Below are 25181 nucleotides of genomic sequence, written 5' to 3'. Positions count from 1 at the left end.
TGAATAATGATTAGTTTTTCAGAAATTAATTTTTCAAAAACACTTTATTTACTAATCACTAATCATTATTCACTAATCATTAGTAATGATCGAAATTCATAATATTCATAAATCTTTTAATGGCGTGGAAGTGCTGAAAGGCATTGACGGCGTTTTTGAAACTGGCAAAACCACGCTTTTACTGGGTGCTTCCGGCACGGGAAAAAGCGTTTTATTGCAATGTATTGTCGGGCTGTTAAAACCAGACCTGGGAAGCATTACTTACGATGGCAAAGTTTTTACCAATAACCGCCTCGACCTGAAACAGGAAATCCGCCGCAAGATCGGTATGCTTTTCCAAGGCAGTGCACTTTTTGACTCCATGACAGTGCAGGAAAACGTAGAATTTCCGCTGAAAATGCTAACGCCAGATATGACCCGCGAAGAACGCCTGGAACGGGTAGATTTCTGCCTGAAACGGGTTGGCCTGGAAGCAGCGCATAAAAAGATGCCTTCTGAACTTTCCGGTGGGATGAAAAAACGCGTGGGCATTGCCCGTGCCATTGCTCCTAACTGTACCTACCTTTTCTGCGACGAACCAAACTCCGGCCTCGATCCGCTAACGTCCATTAAAATTGACGAACTGATCTATGAGATCACCAAGGAATACAACATCACCACCATAATTGTAACCCACGATATGAACTCGGTGATCGAGATCGGCGACCATATTATGTTCCTACACGACGGTTTAAAGCTTTGGGAAGGTACCAAAGACAATATCATGGATACGAACGTAAAGGAGCTGAACAATTTTATTTTCGCCAACAGCCTGATGCGCGCCGCTAAAAAAGTGGAAGACGAAGGCGGCGACCTGGAAGAATTATAAACGTTAAAAACGAAACCCGAAAAAGTCAGACTGCACGCGCGGCCTGACTTTTTTGCTTTATTTGCCTACCGTTTTCAGCCCTTCGATAAACAAGCAAGCAATTAAATATTACTCCAATTATTTTCAGACCTTATTTTAAATCATTAATTTTCAGCATTTCACTCTCTTAAAAGCTAAAACTATGACCAAAGAAATCTGGATCAACCTGCCGGTAAAAGACCTTACCAGATCGCGGGAATTCTTCACGAAAATAGGCTTCAACGTGCATCCGCACAATGAAAATAACCCGAGTATGGCTGGCATGTCTATCGGGGAAAAGAAGGTGATGATCATGTTGGTGCTGGAAGAAACGTTTAAAACTTTTATCCGCGCCGAGATTGCCGATGCATCCCAAGGTTCCGAAGTCATTCTCTCCTTCGATGCTGAAAGTCGCGAAGAAGTAGATGAAATTGCCCGCAAAGCCGAAGCCGCCGGCGGCACCCTTTTTGGCAAACCCGAAGAAATTCAGGGCTGGATGTACGGCTGCGGCTTTATAGATCCGGACGGCCACCGTTGGAATGCGCTTTATATGGATTTCAGCAAATTGCCGAAGTAGAAAAATGCTATGGTTTTGAAGTGAAAAAGTCAGGCAGCGGAAGTGGCCTGACTTTTTTGTGTGGTTTGAGTAGCGTTTTGCTAAACTTAAATTAGGACGGCAACGTTATTGTAATAACTTTGTAATTACAATTCTTAGATCATGGAAGCGAACATCATTCAAATAGGCAACTCTAAAGGTCTACGGCTCAGCAAGGCTATTCTGGAGAAATATAATATTCAGGATAAGGTAGAACTGATCCTGGAAGAAAACCAGATCATTCTGAAGCCGGTGGAAGAACCGCGCAAAGGCTGGGACAAAGCTTTTAAGAAAATGCACGCCGCCGGCGACGACCAGTTATTAATGAATGATGTGTTTGAAGACGAAAGCTTCGAAGAATGGAAATAAACCAGTACGACATTTTGCTGGTCAACCTGGACCCAACTTTAGGCAGCGAAATTCAGAAAACCCGGCCTTGTGTAGTTGTTTCGCCAAACGAAATGAACCATAACCTGCGCACGCTGGTAATTGCACCCATGACCAGCGCCAGCAAGCTCTACCCTACCCGCTTAAAAGTAAAGCACAATAACCAAACCGGCTGGGTGGTAATAGACCAGATCCGGACGATTGATAAAGTGCGCGTGGTAAAGAAATTGGGGCAGCTGAATAGTTCGGAAGTTGCTGCTTGTAAGAAGATATTGAAGGAAACGTTTGTAGATTAAAACGATAGGGTTTTGAGGTGGAAAAGTCAGGTTGCGGAAGTGGCCTGACTTTTTTGTGCGTTTTGAGAGGTGCTTTCTCTAATTAAAGCATTTTTAACAACGCTCTCTTTTATGAATAGAAATTTTGCTATATTGCTAAGGATGTTTTAATTACCACTTAGCTATCGAATGTTATTCAATTAAATGATTCATGATTCCAGTAAGCCATAACGATGTCAAGATTTACCAAATAAATACTGAATTCTTTGAATTAGCAGATAAAGGTTCTGGTGATAAAAAAATTGAACATATCATAAACTATCATAAAGATAAATTCAAAAACCATTATACAATAAGTAGTAAACTGACTAAATTAATAATTGATAAGGTAACATATTCCTTATATGTTTTTAATGCTATTGAGCAAGAGTCCACTTGGAAAAACTTCTTGCCAAAACCTATTACGGAAGGATATGATTTTATAGTCCAAAGCACTTCCTTCGTACTTTTTGCCCAAATTGAAAATCACATTTTTGCTATAATTGGAGGCAAAGGGATTTCAGCAATTAAGAGGTTTATAAACCATTCTTTTGGATTAGACCTCTATGAAAAATTAGCTGAACCAGAAAATGATGTATTATATTCCGTAATGTCCCGAGGAGTAACAGGAAACCTAACTTCCGAAACGATTACTTATAGAAACGAGCAGAAACTTTTAGACTCCTTACAAATTGGAAGAGTACCTAATAAATTAAATCTTCAGTTACGGCAGGAATTAAAAGATTCAGTTTTTGACTTTATCAATTTTGACACAAATGAGAATGTTTATTTGGAGGTTGGAACATCGTTTTCTTTAAAATGGAAAATTTCGTTTGAACAAACTCATGCATTGCTTTTGAGAATAGTAGAGGTATTAAAAAGTAAACAAGGAAACCCGCTTAGTAGATTTGAAAGAATTCAAGACCAATACTTTTGTGAACAAAATTTAAAGCAAGCGTAATATACACACTTAAGAGATGACATGGTTAGATTTAATACACCTGGCTCAAATAAGTCAATGCAGTTGGATTATGATTTTGTGCATCCGCAAAAGCTGACAGCATTTTATGAATGTGACATCTATAGAGTATATGCAAAAGGTGCTAAAAATCCATTTTATGAGACAAGGGATAGAAGTACCATCTACTATGAAACCTTAAAAGCACTTTATGAAAATGTAGATCCAAATGACCCTTGGGACTTTATAAAAAATATATCTGGTATCAGAGTTCGTGGCTATGTAGGGGAATTAAAAAAAACTGAAGCGCCCTTTATTAATCATATTACATGTGAAATATCGATACTAAATTCTCCATACTTTTTAATTGATGATAATTGGTATAAAGTTCGTGGGGATTTTATCAAAGCTATAAATGATCAATGCTCAACCATGATAAAAATTAATGAATGGTCCTCACATCCATTGACTACGCCATGGCCACTTGATGAAATGGATGAAGGTGAATATAATTTACAATACATAAATACTGAAGGATTCATTGTAATGGATAAAATCTTAGGCCAACATATTGAACTTTGTGATTTACTTTATGAATCTGATGATAAGATATATTTAATTCATGTAAAGGAAGGATTTGATGCAAAAATTAGAGACTTAACCAATCAAGTTTCAATATCTTCAAATCGACTTTGGAACGATTTAAAATCGGATTCGAAATTTTTAACTGAAGTCTTTGAAAGATTATTAAAAAGCGGAAATTTAAAACAATCGATTAGTAAGGATGAATTCTTAAAAAAATTCGAAAAAGAAATAATTTACGTAATTGCTTTTTGCCATAAAAAGAACAATAAAAAGGTTTCAGAAAATATCGAAGACTTCAAATCAAACATTGCTAAATTTTCAATTATCCAAAGCATGAGGGAAATGCAAAGTAATAGTTACCCTTTAAAAACAATTGAAATAAAAGCTTCAATTAAATAGAAGAAATTGTATAATTAATACCTTAACAACTTTACCCCAATAAACAAAAAAAGTCAGGCCTTACAGCCTGACTTTTTTATATCAAAACGATAGCGTTTTATTTACCGCGTTTTTGTATTTCATCCCGGATCTTGGCGGCGCGTTCGTAGTCCTCTTTTTCCAGGGCTTCGGCCAGTAGTTTGTTCAGGTCTTCTACCGAAGTTTCGGCAATTTTCTCCTTCTTTTCTACCGGTTTGCTTTCTGAACTTACCGAGGTTTCGTCGCTTTCCTCTTCTTCGTCTTCCAGGTCGCTCAAAATTATGCCGGCTTCTGAAAGTACGCTTTCTACGGTGTAGATCGGTACGTTAAAGCGCAGGCCGATGGCAATGGCATCCGAAGGGCGCGCATCGAGGTCGAATTGCTTGTCGCCGTCGTTGCACACGATCTTGGAATAGAACACGCCTTCTTTCAGGTCTGAGATCATTACTTCCTGCACCGTTACCCCTACCTGCTCGGCAAAAGATTTGAACAGGTCGTGCGTGAGCGGACGGTTCGGGTTTATTTTTTCTATCTGAATGGCAATGCTTTGCGCTTCAAACATCCCGATAATAATCGGTAAACGGCGGTTGCCGTCTTTCTCCCCCAGCACCAACGCGAACGAACCTGATTGGCTCTGGCTCGACGAAAGGCCTAAAATTTCCAGCTGAATTTTTTTCACAGTTTTTCTATCTTCTCTACTAACGCAAGTTTTTTGCCGCTTCTATTAACTTCGGAACTACCTCGAAGGCATCGCCCACGATGCCGTAATCGGCTGCCTTAAAGAACGGCGCTTCCGGATCTTTGTTAATAACGACAATTACTTTAGAAGAGTTAACCCCGGCCAAATGCTGGATTGCACCCGAAATACCGATGGCAATGTATAAATTAGGAGAAACCGTGATCCCGGTCTGGCCTACGTGCTCATGATGCGGTCTCCAGTCTACGTCGGCAACCGGCTTAGAGCAAGCGGTAGCAGCGCCCAACGCTTTCGCCAGGTCTTCTACCAAATGCCAGTTTTCCGGCCCTTTCAAACCACGACCACCCGAAACTACGATGTCCGCTTCCGGTAATAAAATATCGCCGGTCTGCTGGATCACTTCTTTCGGGGCAACGGCTACGTCAGCATCGGTGAGCGAGGCAGAGAAATTCTCTACCGTAGCTTCGCCGGCTTCGTGGCCAACTTCAATGGTATTTTTCTTAACCGCAATAATTTTTACGTCCGCAGTCAGGTTTACATCAGCAAACGCTTTGCCTGAATAAACACCGCGCTTCACTTTAAACGTATTGCCTGAAATCTCCGGTAACGAAACCACATTGGTAGCCAACGAAGCGCTTAAACGCACCGCTAAACGCGAACCAATGGCCGAACCGATATTGGTATTAGATAAGATAATTACTTTGGAAGACTCTTTCTGCGCCGCGGCCGCAATCACTTTTACGTACGCCAGGTTCACGAAATTCTTCAGGCGGGCATCGTTATCGAAAAGCACTTTTTTAATGCCCTGCGCGCCTAAATGCTTCAGGTTTTCTTCCGAAATATCGCCGATGGCAACAGCCGTTGCCGTGGTTCCCATTTGTTGTGCAACTTTGCTGCCGTAGGTAGCCGCTTCTAAGCTAGATTTTTTAACCTCGCCGTTCGCACATTCAATTACAACTAAAACTGACATATATTATATAACTTTAGCTTCGTTTCTTAATAAGGTAATCAATTCGCCGGCATTTTCCGGAGCGATCATCTTCACACCGGTTTTCTGCGGCGGCAAGGCAAAGGTTTCGATCTCGGTTTTGGTTTCAGAGCCGGTTGGTTCTACCACTTTCAAAGGCTTGGTACGGGCCGTCATGATGCCGCGCATGTTCGGGATTCTTGGCTCAGACATAGGCTGCTGGGCAGAAACCACAATTGGCAATTGCGCATCGATGATCTCATGTCCGCCTTCAATTTCGCGCTGAACCGTAGCCGTAGTGCCGTTTACATCAAGCTTTACGCCCGGCGTAATAGATGGAATACCCAGCATTTCAGCTACCATGCCGTGCACCTGGAAACCGTTGTAATCAACCGACTCTTTACCCATCAGGATCAGGTCGAAGTTTTCGGCTTTGGCGTAGTTGGCAATTTGCGTAGCTACAAAGTAAGCGTCGGTTGGCTTGGCGTTGATGCGAACCGCATCGTCGGCGCCAATGGCTAATGCTTTCCGGATGTTGGCTTCGGTATCGGCTTCGCCTACGTTGAGTACGGTTACGCTGCCGCCTTGCGCTTCTTTTAGCTCAATGGCGCGGGTTAACGCGTATTCGTCGTAAGGGTTTATTACAAACTGCACGCCGGCGGTGTTGAACTGCTTGTTATCGGGCGTGAAGGTTATTTTGGTAGTGGTATCGGGAACGTTGCTGATGCAAACTAAAATCTTCATTTTTCGCTCTGTATGCTTAGAAGGTTTAACTTTGGGGCGAAGTTAGCAATTATTTAAAATAATGGAAACCAACAACCCGCGATTAACCCAACTTTTAGCGTTTTATCAGGAAGACCCTGCCGATGCTTTCACCATTTACGCCCTGGCCACCGAATACCGCAAGTTGGACGTAACGGAATCGCGGAAATATTACGAAATTTTACTGTCCGAACACCCGAATTACGTGGGCACGTATTACCACGCCGCCAGCCTTTATAACGAGCTCGGCCTGCCAGAAAAAGCCGAAGAAACTTACCAGAAAGGAATGAAAATTGCGCGCCAGGAAGGAAATATGCACGCTTTTTCGGAGTTGCAGGGGGCGTTTAATAAGTTTAAGGGGTTGGATTATGAGGATGAAGATTGATTTTAACTGTTTAATTGCTTAATGGTTAAATTGTTGAATAGTTTTTAGGCACAAAACCATACCGTTTTTCGTCATCTCGACGTCAGGAGAGATCTCTTCCAGCTAGTAGTTTGGTTTGCTAATGAGTTTTTAGGCTGAAAAGTATAGCATTTTGCTGTCATCCTGAGCACAATTGAGCGCGGGAGCGCGAAGATTGCGAGCGTAGCTCTGAAGGTCCTCATCGGCGGGCAGCAGTTTTTCAACTAAAAGTGCTAGCATTTTTGAAACACCTTTTCTGCTAAACAGCTGACTTTTAACTTTCATCAGCAATTTTCTCCCTCAAGCCGGTCGGGCTTCGTTTCTGCGTTCGCGGCTGCACCCTTTCCTTTGCTTGCGCAATTTTGCTAAAGCAAAAGTCGGAAAGTGCGGAGGCCGCTCTCACAGAAACTGGTATGGCTTTCCTCAGTATTCAGCTTCTTTTTAGTTTAGCTTTCTTAATAACGTGATTTTCGCGCGACGCTGCGCTGGCGATATGCGTGAAATTGTTATATAGTGTATTAATTGTCAATGGATTTAACCATCTTAGTTAGCTGTTCTGCTATCTTTTCATCTGAAAATTTGAGAATCCTGTCAGAACTTTGCTAATTTCAGGAAGGATCCGGGATTTTTGAGTTTTCAGGAAACTGGCGATGTTTGATTTTGCGATAAGTTTTCTGCTACTTGATCGAATCTTCGGGTTACTTTGGTTCGTTAAATCTGGAATCAGAAACGGTATGGTTTTCAGCTAAAAAACTGCTTTATGGTACACACGGTTGCTTCTCATTATTCAGATAATTTAAAGTTCCGGTCGGAGAAAAGCCGGCAGGCTGCATTTTTTATCTTCTTCCCTACTACGCTGGTTTTTATTATGCTCGGCTACTTATTATTGAGCAGCGAACAAAGCTGGGGTAGTTATTTTATCAGTTTCCTGTATGCCATTATTTACGGTTACCTCATCTGGATGTGGTTCGATACGGGTTATGCCATCAGCGAAAACGCGGTTGCTTACCATTCCGGGGCTATGAAAGGGAAAATTGCTATTAGCTCCATTCGGAAAATTGAACGCAAAAAAGAACTTTTCGGCGGGTTGAAACCGGCTTTGGGTACGCACGGCATTATTGTGCATTACAATAAATTCGACGATATTTATTTTTCGCCGGAAAACCAGGAACAATTCATCCAGGAATTAAAGGTCAGGAATCCGGATATTGTACTGGATCTGTAAAATTAAAAAGCCGGAAAGTTTCAGTTGAAAATTTCCGGCTTTTTTGCTCCTAAAGCATAGCGTTTTTAGTTCAGGTCTGAGGCAATGCCCAACCCGGTAAGTACGCGGGTTTTAACAGATAAGGCCCCGATGATCCGGGTTTCCGGCAAGGGCCATTTCCGCACCAAAGTAGGAATAGCCAGAATGCCGGCTTCTTCGGCTTTATCCGGTTCCACCTGAATATCAATAATTTCGAGCTCGCAATTCCCTTTCAGGTTTTCTTTACAAATAGTCTGCAGCATTTCAACAGCCTCCATAGAAGTAGGACTATTGCCATTCACGTAAAGCTGTAAAACGTATTTGTTCATGTTTCCTTTAAAGGCCGAAAATCTGCTCAATTCTTTAAATTCTTTCAACTACTCTTCCCTGCTTTCCTAAAACTAATCTTTCTTAATAACGACCGGGTTACCCGTTAAAATGCCGCTGATCCCCTCGAAGGGCTCACCAATATTCATGCCCTGACTATCGATGGTAAACCGGCGGATGGCGGCATCGTGGCGGGAACCGCGCATTTTCAGTACGGTTATACTGCGCTGCATTTCGCCGGAAACCTCCACGTAACGGAGCAGAATAATGGTATCGGTAATGGTAGAAATATTACCTTCGGTAACCGAAGAACCGCCGGTTAAAAGCGGCGTGGTAGCAGTAAACATGCCTGTAATTTCCTTGTGTTTCAGAAAAGAAGTAAGCGCAATTATAAACTCGCGGAAACCTTTTTCGGAGGAAGTGCGGGTTAAGGCCGAAAGGCTGTCGATGGCGATGCGGTTCGGTTTAAAATCTTTTACAATTTGCTGGATGTTAATAAAATGATCTTCGAGCGAAGAAACTTCCGGGTAAATGCAAACCACTTTCAGCAAACCGTCTTTTTCGAGTTGTTCAAAATCTTCGCCCCAACCTTTGGCGTTACGGAATAACTGTTCGCGGCTTTCTTCAAAAGCCATGAGCAGGCAACGTTCTTTTTTCTCGCGGATGCCGTTAATAAAATTGGCCACCAACAGCGTTTTACCAGCGCCAGTAGCGCCAGAAACCAGGATTATAGAATCCCGGTAGAAACCGCCACCGCACATTTCGTCGAGTTTTGCAATGCCAGAACTTACCCGAACGTTAGAAGACCGTTGCTTCAGTTCCATGGCCGAAAGCGGAATAATAACAATGGCCTCGTTGGGTATGATCGTAAACGGGTTTTCGCCTTTTACGTGGTTGCTGCCCCGGAATTTGAGGATCTCGATGGTGCGCCGGCGTTTTTCGTTGGCCAGCACGTTGCGCAGAATAATTACGTTGTCGGTCAAAAACTCTTCTACACCAAAACGGGAAATATCGCCGTATTCTTCGGTGCGTTCGGCGGTAATTATGGAAGTGGTGTGCAAGCGGCGCAGCGTCATGGCTACTTTAAAAAGCTCCCGGCGGATGGTGTGCAGCTCCGGAAATTGCGAAAACACGCTACCGATAGAATCGATTACTACCCGCTTGGCATTGCATTTAATAATGGCCCGTTCCAGCCGTACCCGGAAAGCACTCAGATCGTATTCCCCGATCGTTACGGAATCTTCATCTTTCGGCGAACCATCCAGAAACACCCATTTGCCTTCTTTTTCCCACTTATCAATTTCCCAGTTAAAGCTGCGCAGGTTCTGACGAATATCGTCCACCTGTTCTTCGAAGGTAACAAACACACCTGCCTGGTCGAAAAGCCGGATGCCCATGGCCAGGAACTGCGCCCCGAACAACGTTTTTGCACTACCCGATGTACCGGCTACCAGCGTAGTTCTGCCTTCAGGTAAACCGCCATCTGAAATATGATCGAATGCGGCAATGCCGGTTACTAATTTTTTAATATTCATGAATAAAAAGGGAGCACTGTAAAAACAAAATAAATCACAATACTAACCTTGCCTGGGAAGTTTTGCTTAAAGGTAAGCGGGCCGGAAAACACTTTTTTTTTGAAATTGGAAGAAAAACGTTAATACCAATTCCCGAAAACGAAGTCTTTTGACGTAGGAATGTATTAAAGTTAACAGAAAAACTGAGTAAATTGTTTTTTAAGAAATTACTTCAGAAAAAAAATAATGGATGACAACAATTTTCCAGGCGAAAACCTTTAGCACCAATTTATGGTGAACCTGCTTACTTGTAATAAAAGGCCTGAGCAAAGAGTTTTCAGGCCTAAAACCATAGCGTTTTAAAGCGAAATCTCGTTTTGAAATTCGGGATTAGATAGAAAATTATTGAATTTAGAAATTACAGTTAAGCGAAACAGCTGCACGGAAAGCAGTTTTTACTGCCAAAAACCTAGCCTTTTTTCAGTTGCTGCTGCAAACGTTCGAGCTCCATGTTTTTCCTTACCAGTTCGCGTTTGGTATTAATCAGCTCGTTATTTAAGCGGCTCATTTCTTCCAGCAGATCCCAAACAGTTACTTCTGTTTGTTTTTCAGGTTCCGTAATTTCAGTGGTTTCGGCAATGGAATTTTCAACTTCTTCGGCTACCATTTCAGTGATCGGTAAATCATCAGACTGCTTATCGGGAACTGTATGCTGCGCTACAATAATAATATGATCGCGGAGCATTACGCCGGAAAAGGTGAAAAGGTATTTTTTGTTATTAAGCAGAATTTCGAGATCGAAGTTTTCGGCTTTGCCAGACCAGCGGATAGCTTCTATAAAACGTCGGCCGGCTTCCAGATATTCGGGTGTGAGACAAAACAGTAGCGGCTGGTTCAGTAAGGCTTCAGCATTTAGCTTTTCCCTTACGTACATCACCTGCTCAATAAAACTATTTCGGTTGCATTGCAGAATAAATTCGGTTTCCGCTTTCATCGGTTTATTTTATAGGCAGTACGCGTAGCAGATCGTTCGCTTTTTGTATGGCTCCGGAAGCATTATTTGCAAAGGCATCGGCACCAATAGCCTGCCACAGTTCCGGTGCCACATTAAACGGGTAACCGCCAACCATTATTTTTACGCTGTTCAGGGTTGTGTCGCGGCGCACGGCAGCAATAAGATCGGCTACGGCGCGCACGTGGTAAGCCATGGTTGCAGACACGATCAGTAAATTAGCTTCCTGCTCGCGCAAGGTACGAATAATACTTTCAATTGGCGTATTGGCTCCCAGGTAAAAAGTATCCCAGCCTTCCATTTCAAAGAAATCGGCTACCATCCTAATGCCCACTTCGTGCAGATCGCCGGAAATACAGGTGGCTACCAGCCGGTAACCGTTGCGTTCCGAATTAAAAATGTGCTCATACAACTGCGACATGATCATTTGGGTAGCGGCGGTACAATAATGTTCCTGGGCCACCGAAATTTTATTGAGCTGCCAAAGCCTGCCTATTTCGTGCTGCACCGGCTGAAAAACTTCCAGGTACAGATCTTTTACCGCCGCACCTTTTTCAACTTCCTGCAAAATAAGCTGGCTGGCGAGGTTGCGTTTGCCTTGCAAAAGCAGCTGCAAATATTTTTCGGAGGTAGCTTTTAAAGTGTGTTCGCTTTTCAGAAAACTTTCAAGCGGCTCAAAAGCTGCTTCCAGCTGATTCATGGCGCTGTTCACGTATTTGGCAGCAACCACAAAACTTTCTATGGGCAGGCGTTGCGCCAGCGCTTCTTTAATGCAGTTCAGATTTACAGCCAGATCTTTGGCCGGAATGTTACGCGCGCCCAGCATTTGCTGTGCCCAGCCAATATAATCGCTGAATAATAAAGGGCTTTCCGATAAAATGGCTTCGGCCAAGTACGATAAATGATAACCGGCATCCTGCAGACATTTTTGGCGGCCAATTTTACCGTAGCGGGCTTCAAGTTCAGGCATGCGTTTATATTGCAGCTCGGTTGCAACCTGGGCAATTTCCGCGGCAAGATTATAAACCAGCTCGGCTGTTCTTTTATTTGGCATTTCTTCCCTTCTGAACTATTTACTTATATGCGAGAAAAAGCGGACTTTGGCGCTGCGCGGAACAAGTTTCAACCCTTTCGGAATTTGAGAATGCGATTCTTTTAAATGGTTTTTATGCCATACCTGGTAACTTTCCTGGTCAGTCCAGTAAGTGATAAGCCAGATCTCGTTTGGTTCGTCGTGCGGACAGATAACTTCCATCCGTTCGAAACCGGGAGCATTGTCAACAAGGTGCGGCCGGTCGCGGAAAGCCTGTTTCACTTCCGGCGCCATATCGTTGGCAATGGTAAATGTACTTAGAGCAATAAACATAAAAAACATACTTAAACCGGAAAGCACTGAAATTCAGCCTGAAAAACCATACCTAACAGGGCCACCGGTATTAAAAAAATCCTGATTGCAGAAATGGTGCATACCTGCACGCAAATGGTTACCGCATTCTTAATAATCCTTACAACGATTGAGCCAGGTAACCACGCATAAAGTTAAAATAAAGCAATTTCAACTTAAAAAACTAAAATTCCGGGTTTAATCTTTTCTTCCGTTATTTAAACGAACGCAACTTTAATATTAGTATAATTTTCATTTTCAGCCATTTACAATCTAATAACAATTCCTGATTTTTAAAGATGAATAAAAATGAAAAACTAGCCAAAAGCTGCTTTTATTAAAAAAATTAAGGGTTCAAAATTCAGCTCCTAACTACCAGTTTTTAACCGAACACGTAAATAACCAAAACGCATCAAGCTGAAATAACCTTAACCGGAATATGAAAAAAATTTTAACGCTGGTCTTCGCCTGTATTACTTTAAACGCCGCTTTTGCTCAGACTGAAAATGCTACTGAAACTGAAGAAATGGAAACAGACCGGCCCGGCGTTGGCGACGGATCGCGGATAGTACCTCAAGGTTATTATCAACTTGAAACCGGATTGCAGTATATTAAAGATGAAACCAACTTTGTTAACGTACGGGAGCTGCATTTGCCGGAAATAATATTGCGCGCGGGTGTATTGTCTTTTGCCGAATTGCGCGTACGGGCCCAATACACACGCGTAAGAACCAAGATCATTCGCACGCCGCTGCCGGAAAACAAATTCATAGAAAAAGGCTTGGATGATATTATGCTCGGCACGAAGATTCAGTTACTACAGAACGCTGGCGCCCGGCCGGAAGCGGCATTGCAGGCAGATTTTAGATTACCGGTTGGCGGTGAGGATTTTGAAGGGGAAAAAGTTGAACCAAAACTGCGGCTTGCCCTCATGAATAAACTCTCGGAAAGATTTTCGCTGCATTACAATTTGGGGCTTGATTGGGAAGAAAACCAGAATCCGGAAAGCGCCCAGCCTTACAACCACATCGGCCTTTATACCCTGGCGCTTCAGTATGAAATATCCGAAGGCTTTATGGCTTTTCTGGAAGCCGTAGGTGAAAAACATAAGAAAGACATGCAGCAAAGTTTCGATGCCGGCCTTGCCTATAAAATAAAACCGAACCTGCAGCTGGATGCTTATGCAGGTTACGGAATAAGCGAAGAAGCACCGGACTTTTTTGCTTCCGCCGGCATAAGTTTCAGGCTGCCGAAATAAAACCAACTTGCTTAAACGCTATGCCTGACACCATAAAAACTCATAACAGCTGGCAAGCGCAATCGGCAACATCGTTTTCGGAAAACACTGAAAGGAATCTGAGCAGGTACTTTTCTTTGAAAGTTTATTTTTATTTTAAAATATTTCTATTTTTTATTTGCAGGTAATTTTTTTAACCATACCTTTCCAGAATTAAGATCTCACTTTTTCAACCCCTTTTATTCCCACCTTAATTAAACCTTATGAAAAGAAAATTTTACCATTTTCTGCTAGGCTGTGCTATGCTCACCGCCGGAGGAAACAGCTATGCGCAAGCCCCACAAACGCGGAATTGCAGCACCATGGATTTGTATCAGAACCAGGTACAGGCAGACCCCGATTTCCTGATCCGGCGCAATGCCATTGAAGCATTTACACAGAAACGTATAAACAGCGGCAAAGTAAATCAGCGAACCGGGGTAATTACCATTCCGGTGGTAGTGCACGTAGTTTACAACACCAGCGCCCAGAATATTTCCGACGCCCAGATCCAGTCCCAGATCAACATTCTGAACCAGGATTTCCGGAAACTGAATACTGACGTAAGCAAAATTCCGGCTGCATTTGCCGGTTTAGCCGCCGATGCTCAGGTGGAGTTCTGCCTGGCCAAACGCGACCCGAATGGGAATGCTACAACCGGTATAACCCGCACGCAAACAACCAGGACCTCTTTCAGCGATGCCGGAGACTATATTAAATACAACAGCACCGGCGGCAAAGATGCCTGGGACCGAAACCAATATCTGAACCTCTGGGTTGGTAATTTAAGTGGTGGTTTGTTGGGTTATGCGCAATTTCCCGGTGGACCGGCTGCTACCGATGGCGTGGTTTGTACCTATACCGGCTTCGGAAATACCGGCACAGCCTCTGCCCCTTTCAATAAAGGTCGCACAGCTACCCATGAAGTTGGCCACTGGCTGAACTTGTACCATATATGGGGCGACGATAATGGTGCCTGCACCGGTTCTGATCAGGTTTCGGATACTCCGAATCAGGGAAATTCCAACGGCGGCTGCCCTACATTCCCGAAAATTTCCTGCAGCAACACACCAAACGGCGATATGTTCATGAATTACATGGATTATACCGATGATGCCTGTATGTATATGTTCACAGCTGGTCAGAAAGCCCGCATGGATGCTATTCTCGATGCAGGTGGAGCACGGGCCAGCCTGGCTACTTCGCAGGGTTGCGTAGCACCGGGCGGAGGAACAGCTTGTAATGTACCGACCGGACTTACCGTTTCTAACTTAACTTCTACTGCCGTAACTCTTAACTGGGCTTCGTCTGGTGCAACCAGCTATAATGTCCGGATCAAGGCAATTTCTTCTTCTACCTGGAGCAATTTCACGGCTTCTACCAACAGCCTGGGTTTAACCGGTCTAACTGCTTCTACTACCTACGAATACCAAGTAGCAAGCGTATGTTCGGGTACTACCAGCGCTTTCTCTGCTTCCTATAATTTCACGGCTCCTACAGGTGGTTCAGGTGGCGGTTCTACCATTACGGTGGGTACAGGTTCAACAGGTATAACTCAGGCTCCTTACGGTACTTATTACATGGATCAACGCGTGCAATATATTATTACCAAGGCAGAATTAACGGCAGCGGGTTACACTTCGGGCTCAAGCTTATCTTCATTAGCATTTTATGTAAGCACTGCGCAAAGCCAGGTAATGAATGGTTATACCATAAAACTCGCCCACACTACTTCCAGTGCATTTGGCAGCACCAGCTACCTGACCGGTACCAATACCACCACCGTTTACAGCGCTAATTACACCACGTCTGCCAATTCCTGGAATACGCACGCGTTCTCAACGCCTTTCGTTTATAATGGCACCGGAAATATTCTGGTAGATATCTGCTTTAACAATAGTTCTTATACGCAAAACTCTACCGTTTTAGGAACCAATCTTGGCAGCTACCGCGCATTGTATAAGCAACAAGATGTAAGCTCCGGCGGAATCTGCACCACTACTACCGGAACGCGCTCATATAACCGGCCGAACATGAAACTTACCTTCGGAAGCGGCAGCCGTACCCAGGAAATTACTCTAGGTGATGCGGTTGCTTCGTTATCGATTTTCCCGAACCCGGTACAGTCAGAAATGTCGTTGCAATATACTTTAACCGATGCGAAAGAGAACGTGCAGGTTGAAATTTATAATGTGGTTGGCAAACTGGTTTACACCCATAAAATTGGCAACAAGACCAAAGGCGAACATGTTTTTGCTATGCCGCTGCAAACCGGCGAAATGGCAAACCTGGTAAACGGCATGTACATTTGCCGCCTGGTAAATGCAGGAGATATGCCGCAGATTCGGTTTGTAATCGCAAAGTAATGCTTGATTAAATTTATTAAAAAGGTCTTTCCGGTTAATTGGGAAGACCTTTTTAATTCCAGTTAGTTAAATTTCTTAAGTGTTTTTCAACCTCAAAACATAGCGTTTCCCATAAAAAAAAATCCTCACAAGCTTTAAAGCCGTGAGGATTTTTTTTTATGAGTTTTCGGGCTTAAAATGCTACCGTTTATCAGGCTTCTGCTTCGGCCGTTTCGGTAGCAGTTTCAATGGCATTTACCATAGCGTTTTCCGAAGGTTTATCCGTTGAAAGCACCAGGTCATCGGCGCTAACCAGCGATGTTTCCGGCAAGTAAATTCCGGTTACCAGCAAGTCCTCGGCAGCGGTAATGGTGGTTTCCATTTTCATGGCTTCTATAATGAAAAGCGGCGCGTTTTTCTTTACAACCTGCCCTTCTTTCACCAGCACTTTGGAAAGCATGCCTTGCAGCGGCGCGGCAATTTGTTTCGAATCGGCTTTGTCGGCTTTGCGGTTTTCTTTTTTAGTAATTTTCACCGATTTATCGAGCACATCAATATTCCGGGTCTGGCCGTTCATTTTAAAGAAAACCGTGCGTGTTCCGTCGTCGTTAGCCGGGCCCATGCTCTGATATTTTACAATAATCGATTTCCCTTTGGCAATATCAATAATGGCTTCTTCGCCCTGCTTCATGCCGTAGAAAAAGATACGCGTCGGGATCATGGAAACGTCGCCGTAGGTTTGTACGTGCTTGTAATATTGTTCGAAAACTTTCGGGTAAAGCAAATACGAAAGCAGATCGGTGAACTTTACGTTTTGCCCGAATTTCGCTTTCAGCTCATCCCATTCCTTTTCGAAATCGATTGGTTCCAGATGTTCATTCGGCCGGTCGGTGTAAGGTTCTACGTCTTTTAAAACGATCTTCTGCAGCTTTTTCGGAAACCCTCCTACCGGCTGACCGATGTCGCCTTTAAAGAACTGCTGCACCGATTCCGGGAAGGAAATTGTTTCGCCTTTTTCCAGCACATCTACTGTGGTCAGGTTATTGGAAACGAGGTACAAAGCCATATCGCCAACTACTTTGGAGCTGGGTGTAACTTTAACCACATCGCCGAAAAGCGCATTTACTTCCGTGAAAGTAGTTTTGATCTGTTCCCATTTATCGCCCAAACCCAAAGCCTGCGCCTGCGGACGTAAATTGGAATATTGGCCGCCCGGAATTTCGTGCTGGAATACTTCGGAAGTTCCGGCTTTTAAACCTGATTCGAACGGATAATAATATTCGCGTACGGTTTCCCAATAACTCGAATATTCGTTCAGGCTTTTCTGATCGAATTCCCGGTGACGATCCTGGAAGCGCATCATTTCTACCATCGAATTAAAATTCGGTTGCGAAGTTAATCCGGAAAGTGAACCTAATGCCACATCTACTACGTCTACGCCGGCTTCAATAGCTTTTAAATAAGTAGCGCTCTGAATGGAAGAAGTATCGTGGGTGTGTAAATGGATCGGCAATTTTACAGTTTCACGAAGGGCCGTAATTAACTCTGTGGCGGCATATGGTTTTAACAATCCGGACATGTCTTTAATGCAAAGAATATGCGCACCGGCGTCTTCCAGGTTTTTAGCCAGATCGAGGTAATACTGCAGGTTATATTTGGTCCGGTTCGGGTCCAGAATATCGCCGGTATAGCAGATGGAAGCTTCGGCCAGACCGCCGGTACGTTTGCGCACAAACTCGATGCAACTTTCCATGCCTTTCATCCAGTTCAGCGAATCGAAAATGCGGAAAATATCCACGCCGGTTTCCCAGCTTTTTTCTACAAACGCTTCAATTAAATTATCCGGATACGCTTTATAACCCACGCCATTTGCCCCGCGAATGAGCATTTGCAGCAAAATATTCGGCACCGCTTTTCTTATTTTGGCAAGTCTGTCCCAAGGGTCTTCGTGCAGAAAACGCATGCTTACATCGAAGGTCGCGCCGCCCCACACTTCCATACTGAAGGTTTGCGGATGGTTTTTGGCATAGCTTTCGGCCACTTTCAACATATCGAAGCTACGCATGCGGGTTGCTAAAAGCGATTGATGCGCGTCACGGAATGTAGTATCGGTGTAGTGAATTTGTTTATCGTTGCGCAGCCATTCAGCAAACTTTTCCGGGCCGAGTTCGGTGAGCAGATCTTTGGTGCCTTTCTCGTAAGTTTTCTTCGGATCAAGCTTCGGCAGATGCGGTTTTTCGAGCAACTTGTTCGGGTCAACTGCTTTAATATCCGGGTTGCCATTTACAATGGTATCAGCAATGTAGCTCAGGAATTTGGTGCCCCGGTCCTGCCGTTTTTCAAATTTAAAAAGTTCCGGATGTTCTTTTACAAAATCTACGGTGGCGTTGCCGGAAATAAATGCCTCGTGACCGATAATATTCTGTAGAAACTGAATATTGTTCTTCACACCCCGGATCCGGAATTCCTCCAAGGTCCGTTGCATTTTCTTGGCTGCATCTTTTAAGGTGGTAGAATGCGCCGAAACTTTTACCAGCAGCGAATCGAAGAACGGGCTGATCTTAGCTCCCTGGTATACACTGCCCTGGTCTAACCGAATACCAAAACCACCGGCGCTGCGGTAAGCAATAATGGTCCCGTAATCGGGTTTAAATTCATTTTCCGGATCTTCGGTGGTAATGCGGCACTGAATAGCAAAACCGGTGTTAAAACGCGCATGATTTTCGCCTAAGGATATTTCTTCGTCCGAAAGTTTGTAGCCGTCCGCAATGTAGATCTGCGTTTTGATCAGGTCGATGCCGGTGATCATTTCCGTAACCGTATGCTCAACCTGGATCCGCGGATTTACTTCAATGAAATAAATGGAATCTGTTTCCGGCGTTACTAAAAATTCAACAGTACCAACGTTATTGTAATTAACCGCCGAACAAATCTTCAGCGCATAATCGTAAAGTTTCTGCCGAAGTTCTTCTTTCAGGTTAAGCGCCGGCGCTACTTCCACCACTTTCTGGAAACGGCGTTGTACCGAACAATCGCGCTCAAATAAATGCGTAATATTCCCGTGGTTATCGGCTACGATCTGTACTTCGATGTGCTTGGGCCGCTCCACAAATTTTTCCAGGAAAACGGTAGCATCGCCAAAGGCTTTCAGGGCTTCATTTCGGGCTTCAAAAAAACCTTTCGCCAGTTCCTCATCCGTCCGGATCACGCGCATGCCACGTCCGCCGCCACCGGCCGCTGCTTTCAGCATTACCGGGTAGCCAATTCTGTTCGCTTCAGCTTTGGCCGTTTCAAAATCGACCAGATCTTTTTCGTTACTTTCAATGAGCGGTATGTTGCACGCTTTCGCTACCTTTTTTGCGGCAATTTTATCGCCAAGGGCTTCCATTACTTCCGGCCGCGGCCCGATGAAAACGATGCCGTTATCTTTACACTTTTGCGAGAACTCTTTGTTTTCAGAAAGGAAACCGTAACCAGGATGAATAGCGTCTACGTTATTTTCTTTGGCAATTGCAATAATTGCTTCCATATCAAGGTACGGCTGCAACGGCTGATGATCTTTTCCGATCTGATAAGCTTCGTCGGCTTTGTACCGGTGGTGGGAATAACGGTCTTCGTAAGTGTAAATAGCCACGGTCTGGATGTCCAGCTCGGTACAGGCGCGCAGAACCCGGATCGCGATCTCGCCGCGGTTCGCTACCAATACTTTCTTGATGTTCATAAAGAATTCTGATGTACGGTTAGGGAAGATGATTTAAGCTAACAAAATTCACAAAATATACGATTTTCTATATATAGAAAGGCCGGAAAATTAATGTGAGTTGCTAGATGGAGTTATGCGAATTTACTCGTTTCAGGTTTTCAGGTTACAGTGCGTAACGTTTTTTTGAGTCATTAGCCACAATTTGCGGGTTTACAGGGGCATATTTACTGCGGCCGCAAACAAAAAGTTAATGGTTTCGTTGAAAAAACGCTGCAATTTTAGCCGGATCCGCCTGAAAATGCATTCTAAAAAGGCTTAAATGCTGGCCGTAAACTTCTTCCGCTTCAGTTTTTTCTCATTAATAAATTATACATGAATTCTGAACCGATCAGTATTTTCTGGTTCCGCCGGGACCTGCGGCTGGAAGATAACGCCGGCTTGCATCACGCTTTAAAAAGCAAATACCCGGTGCTGCCACTCTTTATTTTCGATACCGAAATTCTGGATAAGCTGGAAAACCGGCAGGATGCGCGGGTAGAATTTATACAAAAAACGGTATCGGAAATAGCCCAGAAACTCAAAAAAAACGGTAGCGCTTTGCTGGTAAAAACCGGCAACCCTGAAGTAGTTTTCGGAGAAGTTTTGCAGGAATATAATGTGCAGGAGGTTTACGTCAACCACGATTACGAACCATACGCCTGTCAGCGCGACGAACATATAGAATCACTTTTAAGCGCCAAAAACATACCGTTTTTCACCTTCAAAGACCAGGTAATTTTTGAAAAGGCGGAAGTGGTGAAAGAAGATAGCAAACCGTATTCCGTTTACACGCCTTACCGCAAAAAATGGGAAGCCACCTTAAAGCCTTTTCACCTGAAAGCTTATCCGGTTTTAAAATACACGCAGCATTTCCTGAAGACGGAGCCATTGCCATTTCCGGATCTGAAAAGTTTAGGTTTTGAACCGGCAGGCATTAAATTCCCTAGCGCCAAACCCGATGTTGAAATAATAAGGCAATATGAAAAGCACCGCGATTTTCCGGCTTTGGAAGGCACAACGCGGTTGGGTTTGCATTTGCGGTTCGGTACCATCAGCATCCGGAAACTGGTCGCGTTCGCGTTAAAAGAAAATGCAGTTTTTCTTTCGGAACTGATCTGGCGCGAGTTTTTTATGCAGATCCTATACCATTTTCCGGAAGTAGAAACCCAGGCTTTTAAACCGGCTTACGACAATATAAAATGGCGCAACAACGAAGCAGAATTTCAGCGCTGGTGCAAAGGCAAAACCGGGTTTCCGTTGGTAGATGCCGGTATGCGCCAAATGAATGAAACCGGTTTTATGCACAACCGCGTGCGCATGGTTACGGCCAGTTTTCTGGTGAAACATTTACTAATAGACTGGCGTTGGGGCGAAGCTTATTTTGCAGAAAAGCTTTTAGATTATGACTTGGCGGCCAACAACGGAAACTGGCAGTGGGTAACCGGTTGCGGTTGCGATGCGGCCCCGTATTTCCGGATCTTCAACCCCGAAAGTCAGCTCAAAAAATTTGACTCCAAACTGGAATACGTAAAAAAATGGCTGCCGGAATTGGGTTCTACCGCTTACCCGAAACCGATGGTTGAGCATGCTTTTGCGCGGGAACGCTGTTTAGCAGCTTATAAAAAAGGGTTGGCAGAAAAAAATCAGGCTGTTTCTTATATATAGAAAAAACCGTATCTTTTTAGCCACAAAAACTCTTTAACCAAATCCATTCACACCCATGAAAAAACTTTTATTCTCGGCACTCTGCTGGCTGGCTTTTATGCCTTTTGCTCAAGCGCAAACCAAAACTTCCTGTTGCACCAAAACGGCTCCGGAACAATTTGCGGTATTTGCTTCTAACCAGGAATTTCAGGCCATGCACGCCAGCCCGCTACCATTTACCCTGGAAGAACCGGCCGGGGAGATCGTTTCGTTTCCGGTTGCCGGTGGCGAAGAAGGCCGCGCTTACCTGGTAAAAGCCACCAAACCATCTGACAATTACCTGATTGTGGTGCATGAGTGGTGGGGCCTGAACGATTACATTAAACAGGAAGCCGACAAATTTGCCAAAGCCATGCCGCACGTAAACGTAATTGCCGTAGACTTGTATGATGGCCGGGTAGCCGATAGCGCTAAAACAGCCGCGGAATATGTGAAAGATGTAACCGACGAACGCGCCACCGGAATCCTAAAAGGAGCGATGGCTTTTGCCGGTAAGAAAGCAAAATTTGCTACCATTGGCTGGTGCTTTGGCGGAAGCTGGTCGTTGCAGGCGGCTATGCTGGCGGGTAAAAATGCGCTGGGCTGCGTAATGTATTACGGCATGCCTGAAACGGACGTAAAAAAATTAAAAACCCTGAAATGCGATGTGCTGGGTATTTTCGCTAAAAAAGATCAGAACATTACGCCAAAAGTGGTAAGCGAATTCCAGAAAAAAATGAAAGAGGCAGGCAAAGTATTATCAGTTAAAACTTTTGATGCTGACCACGCTTTTGCCAACCCAAGCAGCTCGACCTACAACAACACTTTCTCGAAACAGGCCGATAAAATGGCGCTCGATTATCTGAAACGCAAATTTGCAGTGAAGAAATAAACCCGTTCTATTTCCGGAAACGGTAGCCTTTTTCATCTTAAAACTCAAGTTACAAAAAAGCCTTTCCGCATTGGAGAGGCTTTTTTATTGCCCGTCCTTTCCCGTATCTTTCGCTTTTAAAGCTTTGATTTGAAATTTCTTCCGAAAATATTCCTCCTTATTTTCTGCCTGCTGTTTGGCTTACAAGCGTCAGCAAGCACTTTTTTTTCTCCAGCCGATACCGTTTCCGGGAAGGTTCCGAACAAAAAAATTGCTTTGATCGGCGGTGGGATCGGTGTGGTTTACGTGGCTGGGATGGTAGGTTTGAGCCAGGCCTGGTACGATAAAAATACCCAAACCCACTTCCATTTTTTCAACGACAATGCTGAATGGAAGCAAATGGACAAAGCCGGGCATTTCTGGGGTGCCTTTCAAGAAAGCAAAGGCGGCGTAGATGCTTTAAAGCAAACCGGACTTTCGGAAAAACAAGCCATCTGGCTGGGCAGCTTAACCGGAATTTTACTGCAAACGCCCATCGAACTTTTAGACGGTTACCAGGAAAGTTACGGTGCTTCTGCCGGGGATCTGATCGCGAACACAACCGGTTCGGCAGCGGTTTTAGCGCAGCAACTGGCCTGGCGCGAGATCAGAATTCAACCGAAGTTTTCGTTCCATAAAACCCGTTATGCAGCTTTGCGGCCCAATGTTTTAGGGCAAAGTTTAGCCGAACGCGCTTTGAAAGATTACAACGGCCAAACGTACTGGCTCAGCGTAGATGTGGCAAAATTTCTGCCCCATGAAAGCAAATACCCGAAATGGCTGAACCTGGCGGCTGGCTACGGCGCCGAAGAAATGGTTTATAACGATCCGGAGATGAACCGGCAGGCCGGGCTGGAAAATTTAGGACAACCGCTTAAGCCCTACCGGCAATATTACCTGACCGTAGACCTGAATTTACGCGCCATTAAAACTCGCAGTAAAATATTAAGAACCGCATTTTATATACTGGATATTTTCCATTTGCCGGCTCCGGCTTTGGAGTATAATAATCGGAATAAACTCCGTTTTCACGGGCTTTATTATTAAGTAAAAACGGTATACTTTTCCGTATAAAAACTGCCGGAAACTTCGGATAATATCACCTGCCAATCTTCATTTAACGGCCTTACATTTTCATAAAACTTTCCTGTTACCGGGTTTTTCTGATATAAATAACAGATTACCAATACTTTTTTACGGCACTTAAATTTCAGAAACCAGGCAGCCCTGCGTATCTTCGTTGCAAAGCTCGGGAAGATTAAGCCCGGAATATGGTTGATTTATGGACATTTTAGAGCATTGGATAGAGCAGTTTTTAAGCAATAGCGGCATGGCTCCGACCTGGATTCCGGCAGTTACGGCTTTTATTTTATTTACCTCCCTGGTGCTGCTGGCCGTGGTTTCGTGGCAGTTAACCCGCGTATTGCTGGTAAGAACGCTGCACACTTTTTTTGCCCGCACCACTGCCAAATGGGATGATCTTTTTGTGGAGCATAAACTCTTCGAAAACCTGGCGCACATTGTGCCGGTATTGCTTTTCCGGTTACTTACGCCGGTAGTTTTTGCTGATTATCCCGAAATTCTGGCTGTTACTCTGAAAGCAGTTGATGTGTACATCATCTTCGTGATCATGCGCATTATTACCTCTTTTCTTACGGGCATGGAGGCTTTCCTGATCGCTTCGCCGGTCTTTAAAAACAAACCTATTGCCAGTTATTTTCAGCTCACGCGCATTCTCATTTATATTGCAGCTGCCATTCTGGTGCTTTCTATTTTATTGGGCCGTTCGCCGGTTTATTTCCTGAGTGCTTTCGGCGCCATGACGGCCATTATACTGCTCATTTTTAAAGACACCATTCTGGGTCTGGTAGCCAGCGTACAAATTTCCGCCAACGACATGGTGCGCGTGGGCGACTGGGTAGAAATGCCGAAATTCAATGCCGACGGCGACGTTATTGCCTTGAACCTGAACACGGTAAAGATCAGGAACTGGGACAAAACCATTACTGCCGTGCCTACTTATTATTTCATTACCGATAGTTTTAAGAACTGGCGCGGCATGCAGGAAAGTGGTGGCCGGCGCATAAAAAGGGCTATTTTCCTGAACCAGCGCTCCGTGAAATTCGTGGATCCGGAAATGCGCGAGCGGTTCAAAAAATATTACCTCATTACCGAATACGTGAACCGCCGGCAGGAAGAAATAGAAAATTTTAACCGCGAAAATGCCATTGATACCAGCACGTTAATTAACGGCCGCCGCATGACCAACATCGGGGTTTTCCGGCACTATACCGAAGCATTTTTGCGCGCCCATAAACGCATTAATTCAGAGATGACCTTAATCGTAAGGCAGCTTGCTCCTACCGATCACGGCTTGCCCATCGAGATCTATTGCTTTACCAACACGGTGGCTTTTGCTGAATACGAAGGCATCCAAAGCGATATTTTCGACCATCTGCTGGCCGCAGCTTCCCACTTCGACCTCGAAATTTTCCAGAGCCCAAGCGGCAATGACATTGTTCTGGCTGGCGAAAAATTAAGCCAGGTGCTGTCAGAAAAAAATGTGCCGCGGCAGGTGTAAGTTGCAATATGCTTTCAGTACAAATTCCAATAAAATAAAACGCTATGCTTTTCCGCCGGAAAACTCTGAAATGAACCTGAAAAACAGTAGGAAATTTAACTGAAAAACTCTGACCGAATAATCCGTAACTTTGAAAGGAAAAGCTGGCGTAAAACATATTTCAGAAAAGAAAGAAAATAGTACCTCAGCACAT

General features: G+C 44.2%; 23 protein-coding genes. 14 read left to right on the top strand and 9 right to left on the bottom strand.

Annotated features, from left to right (window positions below):
* Positions 1-85: 85 nt before the first annotated feature.
* The 6 genes from ACFPIB_RS13885 (at position 86) to ACFPIB_RS13860 (ending at position 4124) form a co-directional block, all read left to right on the top strand.
* The gene (locus ACFPIB_RS13885; RefSeq protein ID WP_378018063.1) at positions 86-868 is read left to right on the top strand and encodes an ABC transporter ATP-binding protein; all 783 of its coding nucleotides are present in this window, start codon (positions 86-88) and stop codon (positions 866-868) included.
* Between the two features lie 181 nt (positions 869-1049).
* Entirely contained in the window at positions 1050-1463 is a 414-nt protein-coding gene (locus tag ACFPIB_RS13880; protein ID WP_378018062.1) for a VOC family protein, read from the top strand.
* A 141-nt stretch (positions 1464-1604) separates the two neighbouring features.
* The gene (locus ACFPIB_RS13875) at positions 1605-1850 is read left to right on the top strand and encodes an AbrB/MazE/SpoVT family DNA-binding domain-containing protein (protein WP_378018061.1); all 246 of its coding nucleotides are present in this window, start codon (positions 1605-1607) and stop codon (positions 1848-1850) included.
* Positions 1841-2164 carry a type II toxin-antitoxin system PemK/MazF family toxin gene (locus ACFPIB_RS13870; protein ID WP_378018060.1) on the top strand — a complete coding sequence of 108 codons (324 nt, stop codon included), beginning with the start codon at positions 1841-1843 and terminating at the stop codon, positions 2162-2164. The genes ACFPIB_RS13875 and ACFPIB_RS13870 overlap by 10 nt, the downstream gene beginning before the upstream one ends.
* A gap of 190 nt (positions 2165-2354) precedes the next feature.
* A complete protein-coding gene (locus tag ACFPIB_RS13865; RefSeq protein WP_378018059.1) occupies positions 2355-3143 on the top strand; it encodes a DUF6119 family protein in 789 nt (262 codons plus the stop codon).
* Between the two features lie 21 nt (positions 3144-3164).
* Complete coding sequence (locus tag ACFPIB_RS13860; RefSeq protein WP_378018058.1) at positions 3165-4124, top strand: DUF6119 family protein; 960 nt, start codon at positions 3165-3167, stop codon at positions 4122-4124.
* A 97-nt stretch (positions 4125-4221) separates the two neighbouring features.
* Here the strand turns inward: ACFPIB_RS13860 and ACFPIB_RS13855 are convergent, their stop codons facing one another.
* Genes ACFPIB_RS13855 through ACFPIB_RS13845 form a run of 3 tightly spaced genes read right to left on the bottom strand, consistent with a single transcriptional unit; the run spans position 4222 to position 6550 of the window.
* Positions 4222-4821, bottom strand: a complete 600-nt coding sequence (locus ACFPIB_RS13855) for a bifunctional nuclease family protein (protein ID WP_378018057.1) — start codon at positions 4819-4821, stop codon at positions 4222-4224.
* 19 nt (positions 4822-4840) lie between these two features.
* Complete coding sequence (locus tag ACFPIB_RS13850; protein ID WP_378018056.1) at positions 4841-5809, bottom strand: electron transfer flavoprotein subunit alpha/FixB family protein; 969 nt, start codon at positions 5807-5809, stop codon at positions 4841-4843.
* Between the two features lie 3 nt (positions 5810-5812).
* Entirely contained in the window at positions 5813-6550 is a 738-nt protein-coding gene (locus tag ACFPIB_RS13845) for an electron transfer flavoprotein subunit beta/FixA family protein (RefSeq protein ID WP_378018055.1), read from the bottom strand.
* 61 nt (positions 6551-6611) lie between these two features.
* Here ACFPIB_RS13845 and ACFPIB_RS13840 point away from each other — a divergent pair, with 61 nt between their 5' ends.
* A complete protein-coding gene (locus tag ACFPIB_RS13840; protein WP_378018054.1) occupies positions 6612-6953 on the top strand; it encodes a tetratricopeptide repeat protein in 342 nt (113 codons plus the stop codon).
* A 778-nt stretch (positions 6954-7731) separates the two neighbouring features.
* Positions 7732-8196 carry a PH domain-containing protein gene (locus ACFPIB_RS13835; RefSeq protein WP_378018053.1) on the top strand — a complete coding sequence of 155 codons (465 nt, stop codon included), beginning with the start codon at positions 7732-7734 and terminating at the stop codon, positions 8194-8196.
* Positions 8197-8261: 65 nt separating this feature from the next.
* Here the strand turns inward: ACFPIB_RS13835 and ACFPIB_RS13830 are convergent, their stop codons facing one another.
* From ACFPIB_RS13830 to ACFPIB_RS13810, 5 genes are all read right to left on the bottom strand, one after another.
* On the bottom strand, positions 8262-8543 hold the full coding sequence (locus tag ACFPIB_RS13830) for a circadian clock KaiB family protein (RefSeq protein WP_378018052.1): 282 nt from the start codon (positions 8541-8543) through the stop codon (positions 8262-8264).
* A 72-nt stretch (positions 8544-8615) separates the two neighbouring features.
* A complete protein-coding gene (kaiC, locus tag ACFPIB_RS13825; protein ID WP_378018051.1) occupies positions 8616-10076 on the bottom strand; it encodes a circadian clock protein KaiC in 1461 nt (486 codons plus the stop codon).
* A gap of 448 nt (positions 10077-10524) precedes the next feature.
* Entirely contained in the window at positions 10525-11049 is a 525-nt protein-coding gene (locus tag ACFPIB_RS13820; RefSeq protein WP_378018050.1) for a hypothetical protein, read from the bottom strand.
* Between the two features lie 4 nt (positions 11050-11053).
* Entirely contained in the window at positions 11054-12121 is a 1068-nt protein-coding gene (locus ACFPIB_RS13815) for a cobalamin-dependent protein (RefSeq protein ID WP_378018049.1), read from the bottom strand.
* A 15-nt stretch (positions 12122-12136) separates the two neighbouring features.
* Positions 12137-12433, bottom strand: coding sequence for an antibiotic biosynthesis monooxygenase family protein (locus ACFPIB_RS13810; RefSeq protein ID WP_378018048.1), 297 nt, complete (start codon positions 12431-12433; stop codon positions 12137-12139).
* Between the two features lie 457 nt (positions 12434-12890).
* On the opposite strand from ACFPIB_RS13810, the gene ACFPIB_RS13805 reads away from it, so the two are divergent.
* Positions 12891-13709 carry a transporter gene (locus tag ACFPIB_RS13805; protein ID WP_378018047.1) on the top strand — a complete coding sequence of 273 codons (819 nt, stop codon included), beginning with the start codon at positions 12891-12893 and terminating at the stop codon, positions 13707-13709.
* Positions 13710-13951: 242 nt separating this feature from the next.
* The gene (locus ACFPIB_RS13800; protein ID WP_378018046.1) at positions 13952-16093 is read left to right on the top strand and encodes a M43 family zinc metalloprotease; all 2142 of its coding nucleotides are present in this window, start codon (positions 13952-13954) and stop codon (positions 16091-16093) included.
* A gap of 190 nt (positions 16094-16283) precedes the next feature.
* Here the strand turns inward: ACFPIB_RS13800 and ACFPIB_RS13795 are convergent, their stop codons facing one another.
* Positions 16284-19793, bottom strand: a complete 3510-nt coding sequence (locus tag ACFPIB_RS13795) for a pyruvate carboxylase (RefSeq protein WP_378018045.1) — start codon at positions 19791-19793, stop codon at positions 16284-16286.
* A gap of 354 nt (positions 19794-20147) precedes the next feature.
* Between ACFPIB_RS13795 and ACFPIB_RS13790 the strand changes: the two genes are divergently transcribed.
* The 4 genes from ACFPIB_RS13790 to ACFPIB_RS13775 all read left to right on the top strand — a co-directional run bounded on the left by ACFPIB_RS13790 (position 20148) and on the right by ACFPIB_RS13775 (position 24988).
* Positions 20148-21479 carry a cryptochrome/photolyase family protein gene (locus tag ACFPIB_RS13790; RefSeq protein ID WP_378018044.1) on the top strand — a complete coding sequence of 444 codons (1332 nt, stop codon included), beginning with the start codon at positions 20148-20150 and terminating at the stop codon, positions 21477-21479.
* Between the two features lie 55 nt (positions 21480-21534).
* A complete protein-coding gene (locus tag ACFPIB_RS13785) occupies positions 21535-22389 on the top strand; it encodes a dienelactone hydrolase family protein (protein ID WP_378018043.1) in 855 nt (284 codons plus the stop codon).
* A gap of 129 nt (positions 22390-22518) precedes the next feature.
* A complete protein-coding gene (locus tag ACFPIB_RS13780) occupies positions 22519-23454 on the top strand; it encodes a DUF2279 domain-containing protein (RefSeq protein ID WP_378018042.1) in 936 nt (311 codons plus the stop codon).
* Positions 23455-23737: 283 nt separating this feature from the next.
* Positions 23738-24988, top strand: a complete 1251-nt coding sequence (locus tag ACFPIB_RS13775) for a mechanosensitive ion channel family protein (protein ID WP_378018041.1) — start codon at positions 23738-23740, stop codon at positions 24986-24988.
* Positions 24989-25181: the final 193 nt, after the last annotated feature.

This window comes from Adhaeribacter terreus, from assembly GCF_042657365.1.
Taxonomy (GTDB): domain Bacteria; phylum Bacteroidota; class Bacteroidia; order Cytophagales; family Hymenobacteraceae; genus Adhaeribacter_A; species Adhaeribacter_A terreus.
The sequence above is the reverse complement of the archived record's forward strand: the minus strand, read 5'-3'. Positions and strand labels throughout refer to the sequence as shown.